The organism is Allobosea sp. 2KB_26 (assembly GCF_052115715.1).
Classification (GTDB): domain Bacteria; phylum Pseudomonadota; class Alphaproteobacteria; order Rhizobiales; family Beijerinckiaceae; genus Allobosea.
In genome coordinates this window covers 80,270-100,853 of the sequence record NZ_JBFRHE010000001.1, presented here as the reverse complement: position 1 = coordinate 100,853, position 20,584 = coordinate 80,270, and the positions used below count along the sequence as shown (strand labels likewise).

Here is a 20,584-nt window from a genome sequence, read left to right as displayed (position 1 = left end):
TCAGAACCGGTTCGGGCTGAAATGGCCGAGATCAATCGCCGACGGGCGACCGGCGATCAGATCGGCGACGAGGCCGCCGGTCACAGCAGATTGCGTCATGCCGTAATGGCCGTGTCCGAAGGCGAGCACGACGCTTGGGTTGCGCGCTGCCTTGCCGATCACCGGTAGGGAATCCGGCAATGACGGCCGGAAACCCATCCAGAGACGGCCACTGCCGAAGGCAGGCAAGCCGTCGACGAGGTTGGCGGCCTTGTCATAGAGCGCCCGCGTCCGCGCGTGATTGGGTGGTGCATCGAGGCCACCGAACTCGACCGCGCCGCCAATGCGCAAGCCGCTGTCGAGCGGGGTCATGACGAAGCCATGCCCTTCGAAACCGATGGGCCGGGATGTCAGCCCTGTGCTGCCGGGGAAGCTGACATTGTAGCCGCGCTCGGTCTCGAGCGGCACAGCGTTTCCGAGAGCGGCAGCGAGCGGCCTCGACCAGGCTCCTGCGGCGATCACGGCGCGGTCGACCACGCGCTGCCAGCCGTCGCGGCCGATCAGGGCAGGGCGCGCGGCCATTGAGAGGTTGATGACCTCGGCCTTCTCGAATTGGGCGCCACGCGCCAGCGCCGCCTCGAACAGGGCGAGCGTCAGTTCGAGCGGGTCGCTGATATGAGCGGTCTCGGGGTGGAACGCTGCTCCGACGAAGCGGTCCTTCAGGGCGGGTTCGAATTGGCGAAGCACGTCAGGGCCGATCATCTCGACCTTGATGCCAAATTCTGCCTGCCGCTGCGCAATACGCCGAGCTTCCGCGAAGGCGGCGTTGCCGGTGAAGGCGTAGAGACCGCCATTGCAATGAATGTGGCGGCTGAGATCCGTGGTCTGGGCCAGTTTCAGCCAGGCCGGCAACGCCTGTTGCTGCAGGGCGCCGAGGCCCTGGATCGAGCGTTCATAGGCGGCTGGGCGCGCGGCCAGGATGAAGCGGACCAGCCAGGGCAGGAGCTTGGGCAGATAGACAGGGCGGATGGCGAGCGGTCCAAGCGGATCGGCGAGGAATCTCGGCACCTGCCGCAGGTTCTTCGGGCTCGCAATCGGCAGGATGTCGGTGTGTGCGATCCAGCCGGCATTGCCGCGTGAAGGGCCGAAGGCCGGCCCTTCCTTATCGATGATGAGCACCTCGTGACCGTCGTCAAGCAGGGCATGCGCAGTGGCGATGCCCACAATGCCTGCTCCGACGATCGCGATCTTCATGAAAGGCTGAGCTCCTTCAGGGCGCCGGGCTTCTTCACCTCGATCTCGATAAAGGCGATCGGGTGGTCCGAGCCGTTCATCACGTCATGCTGGATTCCGGCCGGGCGCATATAGGCCTGGCCCTGAGCCAGAGGAACGTCGCTGACTTTCGTCCCGTCATGGATGCGCAGCGTGCCGTCGAACAGCATGATGACGAAATAGGGCCAGCCATGGCTGTGCCAGCCGGTCACGGCACCGGGCTCGAAGTCCCAACGGGTGATGCGGATCGTCTCGTCGTCCTGCTGGACGGTGGGAACGGCGGGTGTCGTGCAGGTAAAGGCCACGGTACCTCCCGGAGAATGGATCAGAGTTTCGGCAGGCTAGCCACTTGGCTTCCGCTGCCTTGACGACGGCCGCAAGGCAGGCGCGCTCCGCACCCTCCCGTGCGATACATGTGGCGATCACGCGAGTTGATCACCGCCGCCTCGACCAGCTTGATGTTCTGGCCGAGCCGCGCCGCGACGTCGAGCCGCGAATAGGTCCAGCGACGGATTGCTCCGGTCTCGGCCCTGCAACCAGATTTGGCGAGAGATCGTCGACGCCGATATGCGCCGCGAAGCGATCGGCGCGGGGCGATCTCGGCGAAGTCGAGATCGTCAGTGGGGCGTGAGCCTGGTGGTCCGGAAGGCAGGGCGCTGATGCATTTCGTCATCGCAGAATGCTTCTTGCGTATGAGGACGTTTCGCTTGCAGATTGCATTGCGGCTGCGGCCGGCCCGTATCGGTCATGGTGATATATCAATGCTGGATGTCGCGTCAATCCTCGCCTTCCGTCCCGCGGGAGCGAAATGAGCATGCGCTCCAACGAAGAAACCCAGCTGCCTCTCGATACGGATGTGCGTGTTCCGCCCGGCGCTGCGACGAGCCTCTCGGAGACCGCCTATCGGCGTCTCGAGGAGGCCATCGTGACGCTCTCCCTGAGGCCCGGCGCGGTGCTGACCGAAGCCCAGTTGATCGATCTCGTCGGGGTCGGGCGCACGCCGGTTCGCGAGGCCCTGATCCGCCTCGCACAGCAGGGGCTGGTCGACATCCTGCCGCGCAAGGGCGTCGTCGTCACCGGCATCAACGCCATCGACATCATGGCGGCTCTGGATGCGCGGGAGGTGCTGGAGAGGCTGATCGCATCGGACGCGGCGAAGCGGGCGAGTCCGCGCGAGCGCATCGTCATCATCGAAAAGGCGCGCGCCATGCGCGCTGCAGCCGAGGCCGGCGATGCCAATGCCTATATGCGGCTCGACAAGGAGCTCGATGCGGCGGTCGCCGCCGCCGCACGCAGCCCCTATGCGACACGCGCCGTCGAGCCGCTGCAGGCCCTGATCCGGCGCGCCTGGTACTATTTCGAGCGTGAGGACGATCTGGTGCCGGCGGCGGGTCACCATGTCGCCTTCGCCCAGGCCCTGGCGACGGAGGATCCTGCCGCGGCGAGTGCAGCCAGCGATGCCCTGATGCAGCACTTGCGCGCCGGCATGTTGGCGACGCTCGGCCGCGACTGAGAATTGAGGGCGCGCGTCATTGATATATCTATTTCGAGGGCCGTGGCGCCCATGACGGGATGACATTGCGGCTGTGCGCTGGCCATCGCGCCGGAAAATCCCTACATCAGCCGGCGAAGACCTCCATTCCTGCAGATCGGGCTGATGACCAAGACGTTCCAGGCCGTGCCCCATGTAACGGCCATTCCTGATGCGCCGGCCTTCCGTCAGGCAATGGCGCAGGTCACGAGCGCCGTGCATATTGTCACCACGCGGGGCACGACGGGCCGCGCGGGCCTGACTGCGACCTCGGTCGCCTCGGTGTCCGACGCGCCGCCGACCATGCTGGTCTGTGTCGACGGCATCAGCCGCACGCTCGCCGCGATCGAGGCGAGCGGGACTTTCTGCATCAACACGCTGGCGGGCAGTGACGGGGACCTCGCCGAGATCTTTGCGCGGCGTCGGGGCATCGAAGGCGAGGCCCGTTTCGCGACGGCCGAGTGGACGACGCTCGTGACCGGAGCGCCGGCACTCGCCGGCTCGCTGGTCGCCTTCGACTGCAGGCTGATCGAGGTGCACCGTGTCGCGACCCACCGCATCCTGATCGGAGAGGTCGTGGCGATCGGCGGCCGGGGCCAGGGCAGCGGGCTGGTCTACAGGCGGCGTGGTTTCTCCGAGATCTGAAGGGCCGTCAGACCTTTCCCGCTTCCTCGTCGACCTCGGCGAAGACGATGGCCGCTTCCTTGAAGGCGTGATTGGCGGCTGGCACGCCGGCATAGATCGCCGTCTGCATCAGCACTTCCTTGATCTCGTCGCGCGTCAATCCGTTGTTCAATGCGCCACGGACATGGATCCGGAACTCGCCCCAGGAGCCGAGCGCGGCTGCAATCGAAAGCACGATGAGCGAGCGCTCACGCTTGATCAGCCCCGGCCGGTTCCAGATGTCGTTCCAGGCCGTTCGGGTGATGAACTCCTGCCAGTCGCGGTTGAACTCGGTGACACCGGCGCTGGCCTTGTCGACATAGGCCTCACCAAGCACGGCGCGGCGGGTCTTCATGCCATTGGCATAGCGGGTGACGTCGTCCATGGCGGCCTCCTCAGGCGTTCAGGAAGTCGAGAACAGCTCGGCCGAAAGCCTCGGGCTGCTCCAGATTGGAGAGATGGGCGGCATCGAGCGTGACAAGCTCCGCGCCATGGATGGAATTGGCGATCTGCTGGCCGACGGCGGGCGGCGTTGCCGGGTCGAGCGCGCCGACGATCACCAGCACCGGCAGGACGATTGCCGAGATCGCCTCGCGCTGATCCATGTCGCGGATCGCGGCGCAGCAGCCGGCATAGCCTAGCGGTGGCGTGGTGGTGAGCATCGCACTCACGGCCTCCACGGTCTTTCCGTCGCGCTCGCGGAAACCCGGGCTGAACCAGCGTTCCAGCGTCGGCTGCACCAGCGGCCCCATGCCATTGGCGCGGACATTGCGGATGCGGCCGTTCCAGAGATCGGGCGGTCCCATCCGAGCGGAGGTGTTGGCCAGCACCGCGCGGTGGAGCCGCCTGGGGGCATGGGTCGCGAGCCATTGCCCGACCATTCCGCCCATGGAAACGCCGCACCAGTGCACCTTGTCCAGGCCGAAATGGTCCATGATGCCGATCGCGTCGCCGGCGAGTTCGGCCAGCGAATAGGGCCGGTCCGGCGCCGTCGATTTGCCATGGCCGCGCGAGTCGTAGCGCAGGACGCGGAACTGCTTGGTCCATTCGGGAATCTGCGGATCCCACATGTGCAGATCGGTGCCGAGTGAGTTCGAGAGCATCAGGACAGGTGCGTCCTCAGGCCCGTCGAAGCGGATATTGAAGGGCTCGCCCCGGGTGGTCTCGATCGGCATCGTCCTGTCTCTCCCTGGCCTATTGTACCGCGATATCGCCATCGCTGTTGATCAGAAGCGTCTTACCTGCAAGCGCCGCTTGCTGCGATGCCGGTAGCCGCAGAGCCGGAGGCGTCGGCCAACCCATTTCGCGCGCGACAACGAGGCCGAGCAGCAGGATCGCATCGGGCGCATCCATCAGGATCGCCGCGGGAGCCCTGCCGGCATGGACGAGTTCGAGCAGCACGGCCGAGGCAGAGGACGAACCGATCGTGCCGGGCAGGGCGAGCACAGTGCCAGCGATGTTGCGGTCTCGCTCGGGATGGCGCGCATCAATGATCATGCCCGTGCGCGGATCGACGCCGCCCCAGAAGCTGATTGCTGCGCTGAGCGCCAGGCACTCGCCCTTCACGTTGCCGCCGGGGATCAGGATTTCGCCCTTCAAGACCATGTCCTGGGCTCCCTGACGAGGCGACCGGCGACGGCACTCTCGACGCATTCGGAGAGCGAGCCGTAGGTCACGGCGTAGCCGGTATTGCCCGGTGCATATTGCGCGAACTTGCCGGAGTTCGTCATCAGCACCGCGCCTTCGATCTCGGGCAGGATCGGCGTCACCACCACGCAGGTATCGACGACGAAGATGACGCCGGCGGCTTCGAGGCGCTTGCGGCGCCCCTGCGCTTCCAGAGGTTGGAGCACGTGGCGACCGGTATTGGCGTAAAGCGGGCGAGAGAGCGTGCGGTCCGCGAGCAGGTTTTCCAGCTCACCCATCTCCTTCAGGGAAAGGTGTGGCGAGCCGATCGCGACTGCGTCGATACGGTCGGTGGCGCCTGCCGTGGAGAGCCGCGCAAGGGTCGCCTGCATCTCCTGATGCGTCAGCACGATGCGGTGTTTCGGGGGGCGGTCCCCGAGTGCCGTGGCGAGATCAGGAGCTTCGGGCGTGACACCGGCGACATGAAACAAGCCGACGCCTCCGGCCGAGGCAGCAGCCGCACCGAGCGCCTTGAGACGGTCCTCGGTGGTACAATCCTGAAGCCCCTCGATGACGACGACCGTGCTCCCGGCTGCGCGTCCAAGAAAGGTGCCGAGCACGGGATAGAACACATCCGACCGGCGCAGCTCCTTCGAGAGCCCTCCGACGTCGAGCAGCAACTCCGCGACGCGGTTCTCGGCGCGGTGGAGGCCGTAATCCGGGGCGCGCCCGGCAATCGCGCAGGCGATGTCGAGGAAATCGCCATAGCGGTTGGTGCGCGCGCCCAGCACCGAGTTGCAGAAGACGACGGCGTTCGACTCGCCCCAGGCAACGTCGCTGCCCTGTGCGGGGCGGTGTCCGGCCTGGTAGGGCGCACAGGTCCAGCTCGGTTCGCAGCCCATCGCCTCATAGGCGCGCATCATGCGGGCCGCCATATCGCGCTGATGCGCGGCGAGGCGGATCGCGGCACAGCCGGCGGGGGCGAGGGAGCCGACATTCAGCGTCGCCCGCACAGCGACCCTGGCGCCGCCCTCGACCAGCTTCTCCGCGAAGAGCGTGCCGGAATCGCCGTGGTAGAGCGCGCCGTCGATATGGGCCGAGGCAACGGGTATCAACCTCCGCGCACCCATCAGGCGAGCGGCTTCGGCGACGATACGCAAGGCCATCGCTGAGCCGCCGCCTCGCGCGCCGGAGGCAATCGCCCGTTCTTCGTCGGTCAGTTGCAGCATGTCAGTCCATATACTCGCGCTCTTCTTCGTAGAGCGCGAGTATCCGGTCGATGATGCAGTCGCTCGCTCCGCGATAGGTCGCGGGATCGAACAAGATGTCGAGTTCGCTTTCACGAAGGCGGCCGGCGAGCGCCGGATGCTCGGCGAGAATGGACTTGAGATGCCTGCCGCTGGCCACGCAGTCGCGGCTTGCCTCCTCGAGCAGGTGATGCGCCTCGGCCCGGCCGATCGACGCTGCGAGCGCGAGCGAAACCCGTTCGGCCATGACCAGGCCGTGGGTGAGCTCGAGATTCTGCCGCATCCGTTCCGGAAAGACCTGCAGGCCCTCGATCAGCGCCACACTTTGATGGAGTGCCGTACCGGCGATGATGAAGAGTTCGGCAAGCGTGCGCCATTCGGCATGCCAGCCGCCCATGGCGCGCTCGTGCTCCTGCGGCATCGCCGCGAGCATGGTCGAGACCAGCCCCGGAGCGCGCTTCGCTCCGGCGAGGATCAGGGTGCACAGCACCGGGTTGCGCTTGTGCGGCATGGCGGAGGAGCCGCCCTTGCCGGGCGCTTCCGGCTCGGCCAGTTCGCCGATTTCGGTCTGCGCCATCAGCGCCGTGTCCTGCGCGATCTTGCCGAGATGCCCCATGACGATGCCAAGCTCGGCCGCGATCCGCGCCGGCCGGTGCCGCTCCGTGTGCCAGGGCGTCAGCACCGCGCCGATCGCCGGCATCGTCCTGGAGAAGTTCTGGAGCACGGCTTCAGCCTTGTCGCCGAGCGAGGCCAGGGTCCCGGCTGCTCCGCCCAACTGATGCGAAGCCTGGCCGTAGATCATGAAATCGTCGTGGAAGCGAACGATCGGCCCAAGCCACTGCGCCACCTTGACGCCGAAGCTGATCGGCACGGCATGCTGGAGGAAGGTGCGCCCGATCATCGGAGTGTTTCGATGGCGCTTCGTCAGTTCGGCGAGGGCGTGGGCGAGACGGGCGGAGCGCCGGAGGATCAGCCGGTAGGCCGTGCGATATTGCTGGGCCTGGCCGGAATCGATCACGTCCTGGCTGGTTGCGCCATAATGCACCCATTTGGCCGCTTCCGGATCGACCGCAGCGACGTGGGCGGTCAATTCCTTGACCAGCGGGATTGCGGGGTTGCCTGCAAGAGTCGCGGCCCTGCCGATGGCGCCGATGTCATAAAGCTCGGCCTTGCAGGCCGCCGCAATCACGTCGGCCGCGGCCGCGGGGATGACGTCGGCGGCCGCTTCGGCGCGAGCGAGCGCGGCCTCGAAATCCAGCATGCCTTGCAGAAGTGCCCGGTCTTCGAACAGGCTTGCCATCTCGTGATCGGCGAAGAGCTCGCCATAGAGACCGGGCAGGTCAGTCATGGCGGCTCCGCGTGTTCGGAAATGCGTGGCGCAATGCAGGCTCGCTCCCCTTGTCTAGGCTGGCGCTTTCCGATCAAGGATAGGCCAATGGGTCCTTGGATAGACCCGAGGCGCGCTCGCCCGCAACATGGGCCGTTCGGCGCAGCCAAGATGGAGGAGTGACGCCGTGGCGATGACGATGAATGGCGAGGTCACCTTACCCGCCAGCAAGGATGTGGTCTGGGCAAAGCTCAACGATGCCGAGGTGCTGAAGGCCTGCATTCCCGGCTGCGAACAGCTTACCAAGGACGACGATACGCATTTCTCGGCGGTGGTGAAGGTCAAGCTCGGGCCGGTGAAGGCGACCTTCCGCGGCAAGGTCGAGCTTGCCGATCTCGATCCGCCGAATGGCTACCGGATCGCGGGCGAGGGCGAGGGCGGGATCGCCGGATTCGCCAAGGGCGGCGCCAAGGTCGTGCTCAGTGACGCGGAAGCAGGGCAGACATTGCTGAGTTACGAGGTCGAGGCGCAGGTCGGCGGCAAGCTGATGCAGCTTGGTTCCCGACTGATCGATTCGGTCTCGAAGAAGCTTGCCGACGAGTTCTTTGCGAATTTCGCCAAGGCGGTCAGCGAGGGCTGAGCGCGCCCAAAGCATCGGCCCGAAACGTGGATGCGGTTCCCGGGAAATCCGATGCAAACGCAGGAGGTTAGATCACCGAACCGGATACACTGTCCGGTTCGGTGATCTACGAGGCCTTGCGCAGCGACGCGAGAGCCTCGCTGACGGTCGCTTCAGCCGCTCCGATCTGGAGCGCGATGTCTGACGCGGCTGTGTTGGCACGTTCGAGCGCTCTTGCCGTTGTGGCAAGGCCGTCATTGACGGCGGTCGCGCTGGCGATAGCTTCGTCGGAGCTGTTTGCGACCTCGGCCGCATCGCGGGCGATGCTGGTCGTGACGAAGCTTTGCTGGGCGACGGCATCCGAGATCGCTTCGGAATCGCCCCTGATCTCGCCAATCGTCTTGCCGATCGACGCAGAGCGGACGCCGCAGACCTCGGCACTGGCGGCCAGTTCGGCGATCTGCCGGGCAATATCCTGCGTCGCGCTGGCGGTCTGGGTCGCCAGCGATTTCACTTCGGAGGCGACGACCGCGAAGCCGCGGCCAGCCTCCCCGGCGCGTGCGGCCTCGATGGTGGCGTTCAGCGCGAGCAGATTGGTCTGTGCCGCGATATCGGCGATGAGCCCGACTACGGTGCCGATGCTGCCGGTGACCTCGCGCAGCCTTGCGATGGCCGAATTCATCGCCTCCGCGTCGTCGACGGCCCGATTGGCAATCGCGAGGCTTTGCCGGGCGCGGTGCCCGATCTCGGCGATATTGGCCGACATCTCTTCTGTGGCGGCCGCCGTCTGGATCGCTTTTTCGCGCACGAGGGCGGAGGCGTGGGCGAGACTACCAATCTGATTCTTGATGAAGGTGGTGGCTTCGGTCGTCTCGAACGAGGTCGAGACGAACTGTTCGACCGCGCTGCTGATCGTCGTATCGAGCTGACCGATGCGGGACTTCATCAGCGCAGCGGCGTTGTCGAGGGCCTGTCCGCGCCGTTCGGCCTCGCCCGCCTCGATCTGCTGATCGATCGTGATTGCGGTATTGATGTCGTAGGTCAGGATCCGCTCGATGATGTAGAGATCGCGGCCCACCTTCTTCGGCGACAGGACAAGGCGCCAACGGCTGGCGACCGAGATCGCCTGGTACAATGCGAAGGCGATCGAGACCCGCGGGCGTGGACCGACCTTGGCCACGCGCTCCAGCACACATAAGCGCTCGATCGAATTGCAATAGGCTTCGCCGAACTCTCCATCGAACAGTTGCTTGAAATGTGCGGCTTCGGCCGGATAGAGCGTTTCGGCGACGGGCTCTACCGTGCTGCGCAGGGGCGCATGGATCACGAAGGCACGGGCAAAATCCTTGGCAACGAGGCCCTCAATCACACGGTCCACAATGGGGCGATAGCTTCGCAGGCGCTCGCGCTGGGCCTCGTCGAAGCCGATGGCGCGCAGGCGCCGCTGGATTTGATCAGAGATGGTCGACACCGACACGTTCATGATCCCGAGCAAAGCTTCGATAGCGATCAGCAAAGCTGGGATCTCCGGCGTTAACATTCTGCGAATGCAGGCCGTTCTCGCGCGCGTTTTCGTACACGTACGTTTGCTGCAGTGCAGCGTTGATGCTTGGCGAAAACAGCACTCAAAGCCCGCAAAATCGCCGCTTCATCTTGTCGCCATCGCGCTTGACCGCGCAAAATCCCGGGTCCACATTCCGTTTCGAGCTGTTCCAAGAAAAAACTGCCTGATGAGGCTAGAGGTTTCGCGAACGGCTCCGGCTCCGGATTTCAGTGGCTGGGAGGGTCACTGGCCGGGCGCCGGACGTAGGGTCCCAGGAGATGTGCTCATGGCCACGGTTTCGTTGACGGTGAACGGCAAGGCCGTCACCGCGAATGTTGATCCTCGCACCCTGCTGGTGCAGCTCCTGCGCGAGAACCTACGGCTGACCGGTACGCATGTCGGCTGCGACACCAGCCAGTGCGGTGCCTGTGTCGTCCATCTCGACGGCAAAGCCGTGAAGTCCTGTACGACGCTTGCTCTTTCGGTCGATGGCGCCACGGTGACGACGATCGAAGGGCTCGCCGTGAACGGCGTGCTGCATCCGATGCAGGAGGCATTTCGCGAGCATCACGGCCTGCAATGCGGCTACTGCACTCCAGGCATGATCATGGCTGCGGTCGATATGGTGAGCCGTCGTGGCCATTCGCTCGATGAAGCGACGATCCGTGATGATCTCGATGGCAATATCTGTCGGTGCACGGGCTACCACAACATCGTCAAGGCGATCGCTGCCGGGGCGGAGGCGATGGGCAAGGCGGCGACGCCGACGCGCAAGGCTGCCGAGTAACGCCTTCGGCCGGCGCGCTCCCGCGCAGGCCGGTTCTCAAGCCATGAGGCGTCCGCCAGAGGCGCTGTGCGAGGAGGGAACACCATGTCCGCAACCGGAATCGGCGCCGCTGTCCGCCGCAAGGAAGATCACCGTTTCATCACCGGCCAGGGCCGCTACACCGACGACATCAACAGGCCGGGCCAGACCTACGCCTATTTCCTGCGTTCGCCGCATGCCCATGCCACGCTCAACAGGATCGACGCGAAGGCCGCGGCGACAATGCCCGGCGTGCTTGGGATCTACACGGGCGAGGATCTTGCCGCCGATAAGATCGGTGGGCTGATCTGTGGCTGGATGATCCATAACAAGGACGGTTCGCCGATGCGGGCCGGCTCGCACCCGGCGCTGGCGCAGGGCAAGGTCCGCTATGTCGGCGACCATGTCGCGGTCGTGGTGGCCGAGACACTGGCGCAGGCCAGGGACGCGGCCGAGGCGATCAGCGTCGATTACGGCGTGCTGCCGGCGGTGGTCGACACGGCGAGTGCTGCGAGCTCGAAGACCCAGGTCCATGCCGAGTCTGCCGACAACACGGTCTTTAACTGGCATCTCGGCGATAAGGCTGCGACCGAAAAGGCGTTCAAGGCGGCCAAGCACGTCACGAAGCTCGATCTCGTCAATAACCGCCTGGTGCCGAACCCGATGGAGCCGCGCGCGGCCGTCGGCGATTACGACCAGGGCGAGGGCGCCTTCACGCTCTACACCACCAGCCAGAACCCGCATGTTGCGCGGCTCGTCCTTTCCGCCTTCATCGGCATTGCGCCGGAGAACAAGCTGCGTGTCGTCGCGCCGGATGTCGGCGGCGGTTTCGGCTCCAAGATCTTCATCTATGCCGAGGAGACGGTTTGCGTCTGGGCTGCGAAGAAGGTGGGCCGGCCGGTGAAATGGACCTCGGACCGTACCGAGGCCTTCCTCTCCGACGCGCATGGGCGCGACCATGTCACCCATGCCGAGCTCGCGACCGACGCTGATGGCAAGATGATCGGCATGCGGGTGAAGACGACGGCCAATCTCGGCGCCTACCTTTCGACCTTCTCGTCCTCGGTTCCGACCTATCTCTACGCCCCGTTGCTGTCGGGCCAGTACGATATCCCGGCGATCTATTGCGAGGTCGATGCGGTCTACACCAACACGGCTCCGGTCGATGCCTATCGAGGCGCCGGCCGGCCGGAGGCGACCTTCGTGGTCGAGCGCCTGGTCGAGATTGCGGCGCGCGAACTCGGCAAGGATCCAGCCAAGTTCCGGATGCAGAACTACATCAAGAAGTTCCCGCATCAGACGCCGGTGATCATGATGTATGACACCGGCAACTATGCCGCCTCGATGAAGAAGGCGCTGGAGATCATCGACTACAAGGGGCTCGCCAAGCGCAAGCGCGACTCGGCCCGCAACGGCAAGCTGCGTGGCATCGGCTTCTCCTCCTATATCGAGGCCTGCGGTATCGCACCGTCGGCTGCGGTCGGCTCGCTGGGGGCTGGCGTCGGCCTGTGGGAATCGGCGGAGGTGCGGGTCAACCCCGTTGGGACCGTCGAGGTGCTGACCGGCTCGCACAGCCACGGCCAGGGCCATGAGACGACCTTTGCCCAGCTCGTCAGCGACCGGCTCGGCATCCCGATCGAGAATGTCTCGATCATCCATGGCGACACCGACAAGGTGCAGATGGGCATGGGTACCTACGGCTCCCGTTCGGGCGCGGTCGGCATGTCCGCGATCGCCAAGGCTGTCGACAAGGTCATCGCCAAGGGCAAGAAGGTCGCGGCCTATGTGCTCGAGGCGGACGAGGCCGATATCGATTTCAAGGATGGCAACTTCCACGTGAAGGGCACGGACAAGACGCTCGATTTCGGCTCCTGTGCGCTGCAGGCTTACATCGCCCACAAGTTCAATGGGCAGGATCTCGAGCCGGGGCTGAAGGAAGGCGCGTTCTACGATCCGACGAACTTCACCTTCCCGGCCGGTGTCCATATCTGCGAGGTCGAGATCGATCCCGAGACCGGCATCACCAGGATCGAGCGCTGGGCGGCCGTCGACGATTTCGGCATCGTGATCAACCCGATGATCGTCGAGGGCCAGGTCCATGGCGGCATTGCCCAGGGCGTCGGCCAGGCGCTGCTCGAAGGGGCGCGCTACAATCAGGACGGCCAGCTCGTGACTGCGAGCTTCATGGATTACTGCATGCCGCGTGCGGACGATCTGCCGTCCTTCGATGTCGGCATGACTGTGACGCCGTGCCCGTCCAACCCGCTGGGCATCAAGGGCTGCGGCGAGGCGGGCGCGATTGCCTCGCCGCCGGCCGTGATCAACGCCATCACCGATGCGCTCGGCCATGAGGAGGTCACCATGCCGGCAACGCCGCAGGTGGTCTGGCGCGCAGCGCAGAAGAGCATCAAGCGAATGGCCGCCGAGTGATCTGAAAGGACAACACGATGTACGCTTTCACCTATCATCGCCCGGCCACGGCCCGCCAGGCCGCTGGCCTCCTCGCCAAGAAGGAGGATGCCAAGCTGCTGGCCGGCGGGCACACCCTGCTGCCGACCATGAAGCAGCGCCTCGCGTCGCCGACACACCTCGTCGATCTCGGCGGTTGCGCCGATCTCAGGGGCATCGAGCGCAAGGGGCGCAATGTCGTCATCGGTGCGATGACGACCCATGCCGAAGTGGCGGACTCGGCTGTCGTCCGGGAGGCGATCCCATCGCTGGCCTATCTCGCCTCGCATATTGGCGACCCGCATGTGCGCCATCGCGGCACGATTGGCGGCTCTGTCGCCAATAACGACCCGGCGGCGGATTATCCGGCGGCGCTCATGGCGCTCGGCGCCACCATTGTCACCAACAAGCGCAAGCTCACGGCCGAAGAGTTCTTCACCGGCCTCTACGAGACGGCGCTGGAGGAGGGCGAGATTGTCGTCAGGATCTCCTTCCCGCTGGTGTCGAAGGCAGGCTACGCCAAGTTCCGCAACCCGGCTTCCCGCTATGCGCTGGTCGGCGTCTTCGTGGCCAAGCGGGGCTCGGAGGTCAGTGTCGCGGTGACGGGCGCCGGCGAAGGCGGCGTTTTCCGCTGGCCGGAGGCCGAGGCCGCTCTGAAGGCCCGGTTCGCTGCGAAATCTCTCGATGGCATCAAGCACACGGCCAAGGGCATCAATGCCGACATGCATGCCGATGCCGAGTATCGGGCCCATCTGATTGGCGTGATGGCACGGGAAGCAGTTGCCAGGGCGACGGGCAAATAGCCGAAGCCGATTGACCTGCGACGGAATCCTCCCCCACACAGGGGAGGATTCCAGCTCCGAGCGGATCGTTGGGAGATCCGCAACCGACAGCAAAGGCTGAACCACGTTCTGCAACTCGCAAGGCAGGACGACCGGGTCTGCCTCGACCAACACACAAGGCGCGACGACCTCCAGCGTTTCCTGCGGGCGCGTCATCGGAACCGCGATGAAGCGCTAAGTCCGTCTCGCGAGACGGACTTAGGTCCCGAATGCGGGCGGGGAATGGGTCAACGACATGCGGCACCCACTGCCTCAGCCCTTTGCCGCAGATCGGCAAGGGCGCTGGCGTCAAGCTTGGTCCCAAGGTGTCTGTACGTGGTGCTGTCGGCCAACTTCTCGCTAACGCAGGTGCAGTAGCTTTGGATCTGTGCTTCGGTCGCAGCTTGGCTGATCGAGCGTTGCCTCTGGACGCAGGTCCCGTGTATATCAGCGACAGTGCTATTTCGTGCCGCTCCACTGATTTTTTCGGTGCTGGAGAAGAAGAGCTCTCCGTAGACAAACAGAGCTGCAAGAATTCCCGTAAGAAGCGCCGCGAAAGTGAGTGCCCACTTAACAGCACTCGCGCTCGATCTTGACTGCCGCCTGTGAAAAAGATTTCGCACTGCAGCGACTAAAGAAAAAATCAGTGGTGCTGCAAGAGTTTGACCAATCAAAGCGCCAATCGTCGCGGCGCTGCCAGTGTGGGCATAACTCGCGAGTTCGAATCCTCGGCCGTTGGCGACCTGCATGAGAAGGGTCAAGGCACTAACGAGAAGCCCGATGCTGGCGCTTTTCCAAAGGCTCCACTTCTTGCCTACCAATGGCGCATCTGTCTTAGCGGGCTGATCTACGAGGTTTTGCGACGGTACTGGGACTTTTAGCTCAGCAGTCATTTGCGGCGGTGGCTGCGAGAAATCGTTGACCTCGCTGACCGACTTCCAGCCCGTAAAACCGGGACGCCAGACCAGGCCGCTTCCGACGAGTGCATCGCTACTCAGGGATTCAAAAACTTGGGCCTTGGTCAGTGGGCCGTGCTGTGCACCACCGACGAACACATGCCAAATCGCCTCTTCTTCAACCATACACTATCCCCCCTGCAACTCAGTCTACACACCGGGAGGAGGCTTTGTCAGGGCGGGAGATGCTTGGAGTGCGGTCGTTGGCACTGAGTAGTTATGCAACACGCGCGGCCGAACCGGCTTCGTCGCGCCGCTGACGTTGTCCGCGATCTCGTTGGAGGGGGGCGGGCTAGTCGATCCGGGTCGGAATTGAGCGCTCGGTGTTGAAACGTGACCGCCTTTCTTCGGTGCGGCTTGTCGGCGAGGCTGGCCTGCATGGCGGAGAACGCAAGGGAAACCCACCACTATTCTTGCGGCTTCGCTCCCGGTCAGCTGCAGTTCGGCGACTGTGCTCTGGTGTCTGCACGCCAGTCGCTTCGCCTTCTCGCAGCTTTGCCAGAACGTCAAAACCTTTGCGCCGGCGCCGTCGGCGAAGCGTGCAATCCACGATCCGGGACAGCTGGCGGTGCGCCGGTAGCCGACGCAGATGCCCGGCGCGGCGGTGGGAAGTATGGCTTCCTATGTTGCTCCAGTTTCATTCGCTAGGTCCGGGTTTCGAGAAGGCTGCTGCCAAGCCGTGGAGCCATTCTCGTTTCCGTCCTGTTCTGCGAGTTCCCGCGGTGCCGGTGGATGACTATCGACAACCATGGACGCGAACTGAAAAATTCCGCTAAAAGATCAGATGGTTAGGTGCGGCGCGGCGACTCATGGTAGGACGAGCCGACAAACGAAATTGCCCCGCACTGGGTGGATTTTGGCTGGTTGCGAGCAGAACATGGACAAGATGGTCATCACGGCGCCCGAGGCGCCTGAAGCAGCCGGCGGCTATGCGCAGGCTCTGCTGGTTTCCGGCGCGAGCCGACAACTCTACATCAGCGGGCAGATTCCGAGCACGCGCGATGGAACGGTGCCGGAGAGCTTCGCCGAGCAGTCACGGTTGGTCTGGCGCAATATCGAGGCCCAGTTGCACGCTGCCGGCATGACGCTCGACAACCTCGTCAAGGTCACGACCTTTCTATCCGATCGCCGCTATGCCGCGGAGAGCCGGCAGTCGCGCAAGGAGATCCTCGGCGACCGGAAGGTTGCGCTCTCCGTCGTCATCGCTGGGATCTTCGACGAGGCTTGGCTTCTCGAGATCGAGGCCATAGCTGCCGCCTGACCGGCTCTGTTCTTTTGTCGCGAGAAGCCCTTGAAAACTCCCGGTTCCATCGACGCCACGCTCTCCCTCCTGCAATCGCAGGGCTATGTCGCCGATCGGGCGCTGGCGACTGTGCTCTATCTGGCTCTGCGCATGAAGCGACCGCTGCTGCTGGAGGGCGAGGCCGGCACGGGGAAGACCGAGATTGCCAAGGTGCTGGCGGCCGCGCTCGGGCGGCGCCTGATCCGGCTGCAATGCTATGAGGGGCTCGATCTCGCCTCCGCAGTCTATGAGTGGAACTATGCGGGCCAGATGATGGCGATCCGTCTCGCGGAGGCGGGTGGCGCTGCGGGGGATCGTGCCCGACTCGAAGCCGACATCTTCTCGGAGCGCTATCTGGTCAAGCGCCCGCTCCTGCAGGCGCTGGAGCCGCAGGAAGGCGGAGCGCCAATCCTGCTGATCGACGAACTCGACCGCACCGACGAGGCCTTCGAGGCCTTCCTGCTCGAGGTGCTGGCCGACGCGCAGGTGACGATTCCCGAGCTTGGCACGATCAAGGCGGCGGAGCCGCCGATCGTGATCCTGACCTCGAACCGTACACGCGAGATCCACGACGCGTTGAAGCGCCGTTGCCTCTACCACTGGGTCGGCTACCCCGACACGGCTCGCGAGCTTGCCATCCTGAAAGCGCGCGCACCGGAGGCCCCGGCCAAGCTGGCAAAGCAGGTCGTCGCCTTCGTGCAGGCGATCCGCAAGGAGGAGCTGTTCAAGGCGCCGGGCGTCGCCGAGACGCTCGATTGGGCAAGTGCGCTGGTCGAACTCGACGCGGTCGCGCTTGACCCCGCGATCGTCTCAGACACGCTGGGGGCGCTGCTCAAATACCAGGACGACATCCAGGCGATGCAGGGCTCGAAGGTGAAGGAACTGCTGGATCAGGTGAAGGCGGAAGCGCGGGGATAGGCGCGCCTGCCGTGAGGACAGGCCTTGTGTACCGACCCAGGTCTTTCCTCTCATTCGCGTCGCAGCAGGTGGATGCGCGGGACCGGCCCGCGCATGATGGAGCAAGCGATGAACGACGACATCAAGGCGATCGAAGCCGCGACCTGGACTTATCTCGACGGGCTCTATGAGGGCGATGTCGGCAAGCTGAGCCAGATCTTTCATCCGACAAGCGCACTGACCCAGTCGCTCCACGGCGAACTGAAGATCGTGCCGCGCGCCGAGTGGTTCGAGGCCGTGCGCAATCGCCAGTCTCCGAAGGCTGCTGGGATGGAGCGCAGCGACCATATCCTGACCATCGATCTCGTGGGCCCGGCCCTGGCTCTGGTGAAGGTAAAATGCCAGATGCCGCCGCGCTATTTCACGGATCTGCTCTCCTTCGTGAAAGTCGATGGCAAATGGATCATTGCGCAAAAGGTCTTCATGACCGAGGCCGCAGCGTGATTGCGCGGCAAGCCCTGGCCGGCGATCCGCGTCTACCATGACGGTGAGAACCTCGTGACCGGCAAGCTGCCTGAGAACATCGTCTATTTCGCGCGGGCGCTTCGCATCGCGGGTGTGCCCGTTGGTGCGGGGGCGGTGGTCGAGGCCGTCGAGGCGTTGGCGGATGGTGCGCTCGGTGCACGCGACGACGTTTACTGGGCGCTGCATGCGATCTTCGTGAAGCGGCACGAGGACAGCGTGATCTACGATCAGGCCTTTCGCCTGTTCTGGCGGCGGCGCAATCTGATCGAGAAGATCATGGCGCAAATGTCCCCCGTCTCTCCGGGCGCGGATAGTCTGCCGGAGAAGGCCGAAGCGGGTGCGCTGCGGGTCGCTGAAGCATTTGCTCCGCCGCGAGACGAGCATGACGAACCCCCGGTCGAACTGACCGAGCTTTCGGCGCGCCTGACCGTCTCCGATCGCGAAATGCTGAAGTCGCGCGACTTCGCCCAGATGAGCGCGGCGGAGATCGCCAAGGCCAAGCAGCTGATGTCCGAGCTGCGCCTGCCGCGGGACACCGTGCCGACGCGGCGCTTCCAGGCATCGCATGTCGGCGCGCGCATCGACCCGCGCCGCACCTTCCGGCGCTCGCTCAGGGGCGGAGGCGGCTCGATCGACCTCGCATTTCGCGAGCGCGCCGAGATACATCCCCCTGTGGTCGCGCTCGTCGATATCTCGGGCTCGATGGCAGAGTACTCGCGCATCTTCCTGCATTTCCTGCACGCCATCACGGAGAAGCGCCGACGCGTGCATTCCTTCGTCTTCGGCACGCGCTTGACCAACGTCACGCGGAGCCTGAGGGCGCGGGACCCTGACGAGGCGCTGGCGCTTGCCGGCAGGGCAGCACCGGACTGGGAGGGGGGCACCCGCATTGCCGATGCCCTGCACAGCTTCAACCGCGTCTGGTCGCGGCGCGTGCTTTCGGGTGGGGCGATCGTGCTGCTTTTCACCGACGGGCTGGAACGACATCTCGATGGCGAACTCGCCTTCGAGATGGACCGGCTGCACCGCTCCTGCCGCCAGCTCGTCTGGCTCAATCCGCTGCTGCGCTTCGATGCATTTCAGGCGCGGGCCAGCGGCATCCGGGCGATGCTGCCGCATGTCGATTCGTTCAGGCCGATTCACAACCTCGCAGCGATGGCCGATCTCTGCGCCGCACTCTCGCCGGACGCAGACCGGAGAAGTGATCCACGCCTGTGGTTGAAGAAGGCGGGCTAGGCGGGTCTGCTGAAGCGGCCATGCTGTAGGAAGTGCCGCGTCTGCTCGATCGCCTCGCGGTTGTGCATGATCAGTGGATGTGTCGCGTGGAGCGTGATGTGATCGCTCATCCCGGTGGCGCGGGTGCGCACAACCGAGACCCGGCCGTCATTTGGCCGCGGCAATAGCAGGGACGAGAGTGGATAGAACGAGCGGTCGCCAGCGATCACGCCGAGCGGATAGTCGACTGGGCCGAGGATGCGGAGCAACTGCTCCGGCCTTGCCGTAACCAGCTCCGCGCCGGCCGGACCGAAGAACGCGCGATAGAGCGGGTTTCCCTTCAGCAGATCGGCGATCTCGCTGCCCTCGTTGGGGGGCGCCAGCATCACGACATGGCCGAGCCGTTCTGGGCGGTGGCGGGTGATATAGGAGCGCGCCACTAGCCCTCCCATCGAATGAGTGACGAAATGCAGTCGGCCGTCGAGCCCGCCGCTGAAGCGCGCGATCGGCTCATGCAGTTGCGAGGCAATGTCGTCGAGGCCGCTGCTACGCGCGGGATAGTCGAGGTTCAGTGTCCCGTAGCCATCGGCCTTCAGAATGCGTTCGAGCCCCGAGAGCGATCCGGAGCGCCGCGCAATGCCGTGCAGTAGAACGATGCCGTCCATGGGCCGCCGTGCCTCACTGCGCGCTGGATAGAGGGATCGTTACCGTAGGTCGAGGAGGGGCACGTGTTTTCGCCATCCGGGTGCCCGCCGCATGCTCGAAACCTGCGGCGACTATGCTTAAGTAGGCGGGGCTCGCGGCCCGCTCGCGCGTATGATGCGGTGCGTCTAAACTGCGCTCCGGCGCCGCGGGCCGAACAGGGATCGATAGCCATGATCAGTACCGACACCGATATTCTCGCCACGGCCGAGAGTTGGGCCAAGGCCGGGCGCGGCGTGGCGCTTGCCACTGTGATCGAGACCTGGGGCTCCGCCCCCCGCCCGGTGGGCTCGCACCTTGTCATCGACGAAGAGGGCAATTTCCTCGGCTCTGTCTCGGGAGGCTGCGTCGAGGGGGCCGTGGTGGAAGAGGCTGCCGACGTCATCGCCGATGGACAGGCGCGCACGCTTGAGTTCGGCGTCGCGGACGAGACGGCCTGGAAGGTCGGTCTCTCCTGCGGCGGTCGCATTCGGGTCTATGTCGAGAAGGTGCAATGATGGCTTCCTGGGAAACACTCGCCGCCTTTGCGGTGTTGACGATCGCTGTCGCTTATTTCCCTGGCCCGGCGCTGCTTTATACGGCGGCGCAGACGATCTCGCACGGCCGCCGCGCCGGCTTCATGGCGATGCTGGGCATCCATCTCGGCTGCTATCTGCATGTCATCGCGGCTGCCTTCGGTCTCTCGGCCGTGTTCAAGCATGTGCCTGAACTCTATGTCGCGGTGAAGCTCGCCGGCGCGCTCTATCTGGTCTGGCTTGGCATCGGCATGATCCGCTCCAGACTCGGCGGAACGGATGTCGATGTCTCCCAGCCCAAGACCGTGAAACGCGCGTTGCTCGATTCCTTCATCGTCGAGGTCCTGAACCCCAAGGTGGCGCTGTTCTTCATCGCGTTGTTGCCGCAGTTCGTCGACCCCGCGGCGTCCCTGCCGGTCTGGGCGCAGTTCCTGATCCTCGGCACGATCGTGAACTTCGCCTTCTCCTCGGCCGATTTCGTGACGGTGTTGGGAGCATCGGCGGTCGTCAAGACGATGAAGAAGACCAAGGCCGGATTTGCCTTCGGCCGCTGGCTCGGTGGTTCTCTGATGATAGGTCTCGGCGTCAAACTTGCGACCGACAGGGGCTGA

General features: G+C 64.8%; 22 protein-coding genes. 12 read left to right on the top strand and 10 right to left on the bottom strand.

Annotated features, from left to right (window positions below; genetic code table 11):
• Complete coding sequence (locus AB4099_RS00525) at window positions 1-1,233, bottom strand: NAD(P)/FAD-dependent oxidoreductase (protein WP_441476668.1); 1,233 nt, start codon at window positions 1,231-1,233, stop codon at window positions 1-3.
• Window positions 1,230-1,556 (bottom strand): cupin domain-containing protein, encoded by a 327-nt coding sequence (locus tag AB4099_RS00520; RefSeq protein WP_441476667.1) that lies wholly within the window; start codon window positions 1,554-1,556, stop codon window positions 1,230-1,232. Before AB4099_RS00520 ends, AB4099_RS00525 begins: the two co-directional genes overlap by 4 nt.
• A gap of 509 nt (window positions 1,557-2,065) precedes the next feature.
• Here AB4099_RS00520 and AB4099_RS00515 point away from each other — a divergent pair.
• Together AB4099_RS00515 and AB4099_RS00510 are read left to right on the top strand one after the other, a co-directional pair.
• On the top strand, window positions 2,066-2,764 hold the full coding sequence (locus tag AB4099_RS00515) for a GntR family transcriptional regulator (RefSeq protein WP_441476666.1): 699 nt from the start codon (window positions 2,066-2,068) through the stop codon (window positions 2,762-2,764).
• A gap of 144 nt (window positions 2,765-2,908) precedes the next feature.
• The gene (locus AB4099_RS00510) at window positions 2,909-3,427 is read left to right on the top strand and encodes a flavin reductase family protein (RefSeq protein WP_441476665.1); all 519 of its coding nucleotides are present in this window, start codon (window positions 2,909-2,911) and stop codon (window positions 3,425-3,427) included.
• Window positions 3,428-3,434: 7 nt separating this feature from the next.
• On the opposite strand, the gene pcaC is transcribed toward AB4099_RS00510, so the two are convergent.
• Genes pcaC through pcaB form a run of 5 tightly spaced genes read right to left on the bottom strand, consistent with a single transcriptional unit; the run spans window position 3,435 to window position 7,666 of the window.
• Window positions 3,435-3,830, bottom strand: a complete 396-nt coding sequence (gene pcaC, locus AB4099_RS00505) for a 4-carboxymuconolactone decarboxylase (protein ID WP_113514129.1) — start codon at window positions 3,828-3,830, stop codon at window positions 3,435-3,437.
• A 10-nt stretch (window positions 3,831-3,840) separates the two neighbouring features.
• Window positions 3,841-4,620, bottom strand: coding sequence for a 3-oxoadipate enol-lactonase (gene pcaD / locus AB4099_RS00500; RefSeq protein ID WP_441476664.1), 780 nt, complete (start codon window positions 4,618-4,620; stop codon window positions 3,841-3,843).
• Between the two features lie 19 nt (window positions 4,621-4,639).
• Entirely contained in the window at window positions 4,640-5,050 is a 411-nt protein-coding gene (locus AB4099_RS00495) for an aconitase X swivel domain-containing protein (RefSeq protein WP_441476663.1), read from the bottom strand.
• Window positions 5,041-6,300, bottom strand: coding sequence for an aconitase X (locus AB4099_RS00490; protein WP_441476662.1), 1,260 nt, complete (start codon window positions 6,298-6,300; stop codon window positions 5,041-5,043). Before AB4099_RS00490 ends, AB4099_RS00495 begins: the two co-directional genes overlap by 10 nt.
• Before the next feature lies 1 nt (window position 6,301).
• The gene (gene pcaB, locus AB4099_RS00485; protein WP_113514137.1) at window positions 6,302-7,666 is read right to left on the bottom strand and encodes a 3-carboxy-cis,cis-muconate cycloisomerase; all 1,365 of its coding nucleotides are present in this window, start codon (window positions 7,664-7,666) and stop codon (window positions 6,302-6,304) included.
• A gap of 166 nt (window positions 7,667-7,832) precedes the next feature.
• Here pcaB and AB4099_RS00480 point away from each other — a divergent pair, with 166 nt between their 5' ends.
• The gene (locus tag AB4099_RS00480) at window positions 7,833-8,285 is read left to right on the top strand and encodes an SRPBCC family protein (RefSeq protein WP_069880024.1); all 453 of its coding nucleotides are present in this window, start codon (window positions 7,833-7,835) and stop codon (window positions 8,283-8,285) included.
• Between the two features lie 106 nt (window positions 8,286-8,391).
• On the opposite strand, the gene AB4099_RS00475 is transcribed toward AB4099_RS00480, so the two are convergent.
• A complete protein-coding gene (locus tag AB4099_RS00475; RefSeq protein WP_441476661.1) occupies window positions 8,392-9,735 on the bottom strand; it encodes a methyl-accepting chemotaxis protein in 1,344 nt (447 codons plus the stop codon).
• Window positions 9,736-10,093: 358 nt separating this feature from the next.
• On the opposite strand from AB4099_RS00475, the gene AB4099_RS00470 reads away from it, so the two are divergent.
• The 3 genes from AB4099_RS00470 (at window position 10,094) to AB4099_RS00460 (ending at window position 13,863) form a co-directional block, all read left to right on the top strand.
• Window positions 10,094-10,594, top strand: coding sequence for a (2Fe-2S)-binding protein (locus AB4099_RS00470; RefSeq protein ID WP_113514142.1), 501 nt, complete (start codon window positions 10,094-10,096; stop codon window positions 10,592-10,594).
• An 84-nt stretch (window positions 10,595-10,678) separates the two neighbouring features.
• A complete protein-coding gene (locus AB4099_RS00465) occupies window positions 10,679-13,042 on the top strand; it encodes a xanthine dehydrogenase family protein molybdopterin-binding subunit (protein WP_113514144.1) in 2,364 nt (787 codons plus the stop codon).
• A gap of 17 nt (window positions 13,043-13,059) precedes the next feature.
• Window positions 13,060-13,863, top strand: a complete 804-nt coding sequence (locus AB4099_RS00460) for an FAD binding domain-containing protein (protein ID WP_113514146.1) — start codon at window positions 13,060-13,062, stop codon at window positions 13,861-13,863.
• Window positions 13,864-14,129: 266 nt separating this feature from the next.
• Here the strand turns inward: AB4099_RS00460 and AB4099_RS00455 are convergent, their stop codons facing one another.
• Entirely contained in the window at window positions 14,130-14,963 is an 834-nt protein-coding gene (locus AB4099_RS00455) for a DUF4339 domain-containing protein (RefSeq protein WP_441476660.1), read from the bottom strand.
• 751 nt (window positions 14,964-15,714) lie between these two features.
• Here AB4099_RS00455 and AB4099_RS00450 point away from each other — a divergent pair.
• The 4 genes from AB4099_RS00450 to AB4099_RS00435 all read left to right on the top strand — a co-directional run bounded on the left by AB4099_RS00450 (window position 15,715) and on the right by AB4099_RS00435 (window position 18,777).
• Entirely contained in the window at window positions 15,715-16,098 is a 384-nt protein-coding gene (locus AB4099_RS00450) for a RidA family protein (protein WP_441476659.1), read from the top strand.
• Window positions 16,099-16,128: 30 nt separating this feature from the next.
• Window positions 16,129-17,037 (top strand): AAA family ATPase, encoded by a 909-nt coding sequence (locus AB4099_RS00445; protein WP_441476658.1) that lies wholly within the window; start codon window positions 16,129-16,131, stop codon window positions 17,035-17,037.
• Window positions 17,038-17,145: 108 nt separating this feature from the next.
• Window positions 17,146-17,520 carry a nuclear transport factor 2 family protein gene (locus AB4099_RS00440; protein ID WP_441476657.1) on the top strand — a complete coding sequence of 125 codons (375 nt, stop codon included), beginning with the start codon at window positions 17,146-17,148 and terminating at the stop codon, window positions 17,518-17,520.
• Window positions 17,521-18,777, top strand: coding sequence for a vWA domain-containing protein (locus AB4099_RS00435; protein ID WP_441476656.1), 1,257 nt, complete (start codon window positions 17,521-17,523; stop codon window positions 18,775-18,777). It abuts the gene before it with no gap.
• Here AB4099_RS00435 and AB4099_RS00430 read toward each other — a convergent pair.
• Window positions 18,774-19,421, bottom strand: coding sequence for an esterase/lipase family protein (locus AB4099_RS00430; protein ID WP_441476655.1), 648 nt, complete (start codon window positions 19,419-19,421; stop codon window positions 18,774-18,776). The genes AB4099_RS00435 and AB4099_RS00430 overlap by 4 nt on opposite strands.
• Window positions 19,422-19,631: 210 nt before the next feature.
• On the opposite strand from AB4099_RS00430, the gene AB4099_RS00425 reads away from it, so the two are divergent.
• A complete protein-coding gene (locus tag AB4099_RS00425; RefSeq protein ID WP_441476654.1) occupies window positions 19,632-19,955 on the top strand; it encodes an XdhC family protein in 324 nt (107 codons plus the stop codon).
• Complete coding sequence (locus tag AB4099_RS00420) at window positions 19,955-20,584, top strand: LysE family translocator (RefSeq protein ID WP_441476653.1); 630 nt, start codon at window positions 19,955-19,957, stop codon at window positions 20,582-20,584. Before AB4099_RS00425 ends, AB4099_RS00420 begins: the two co-directional genes overlap by 1 nt.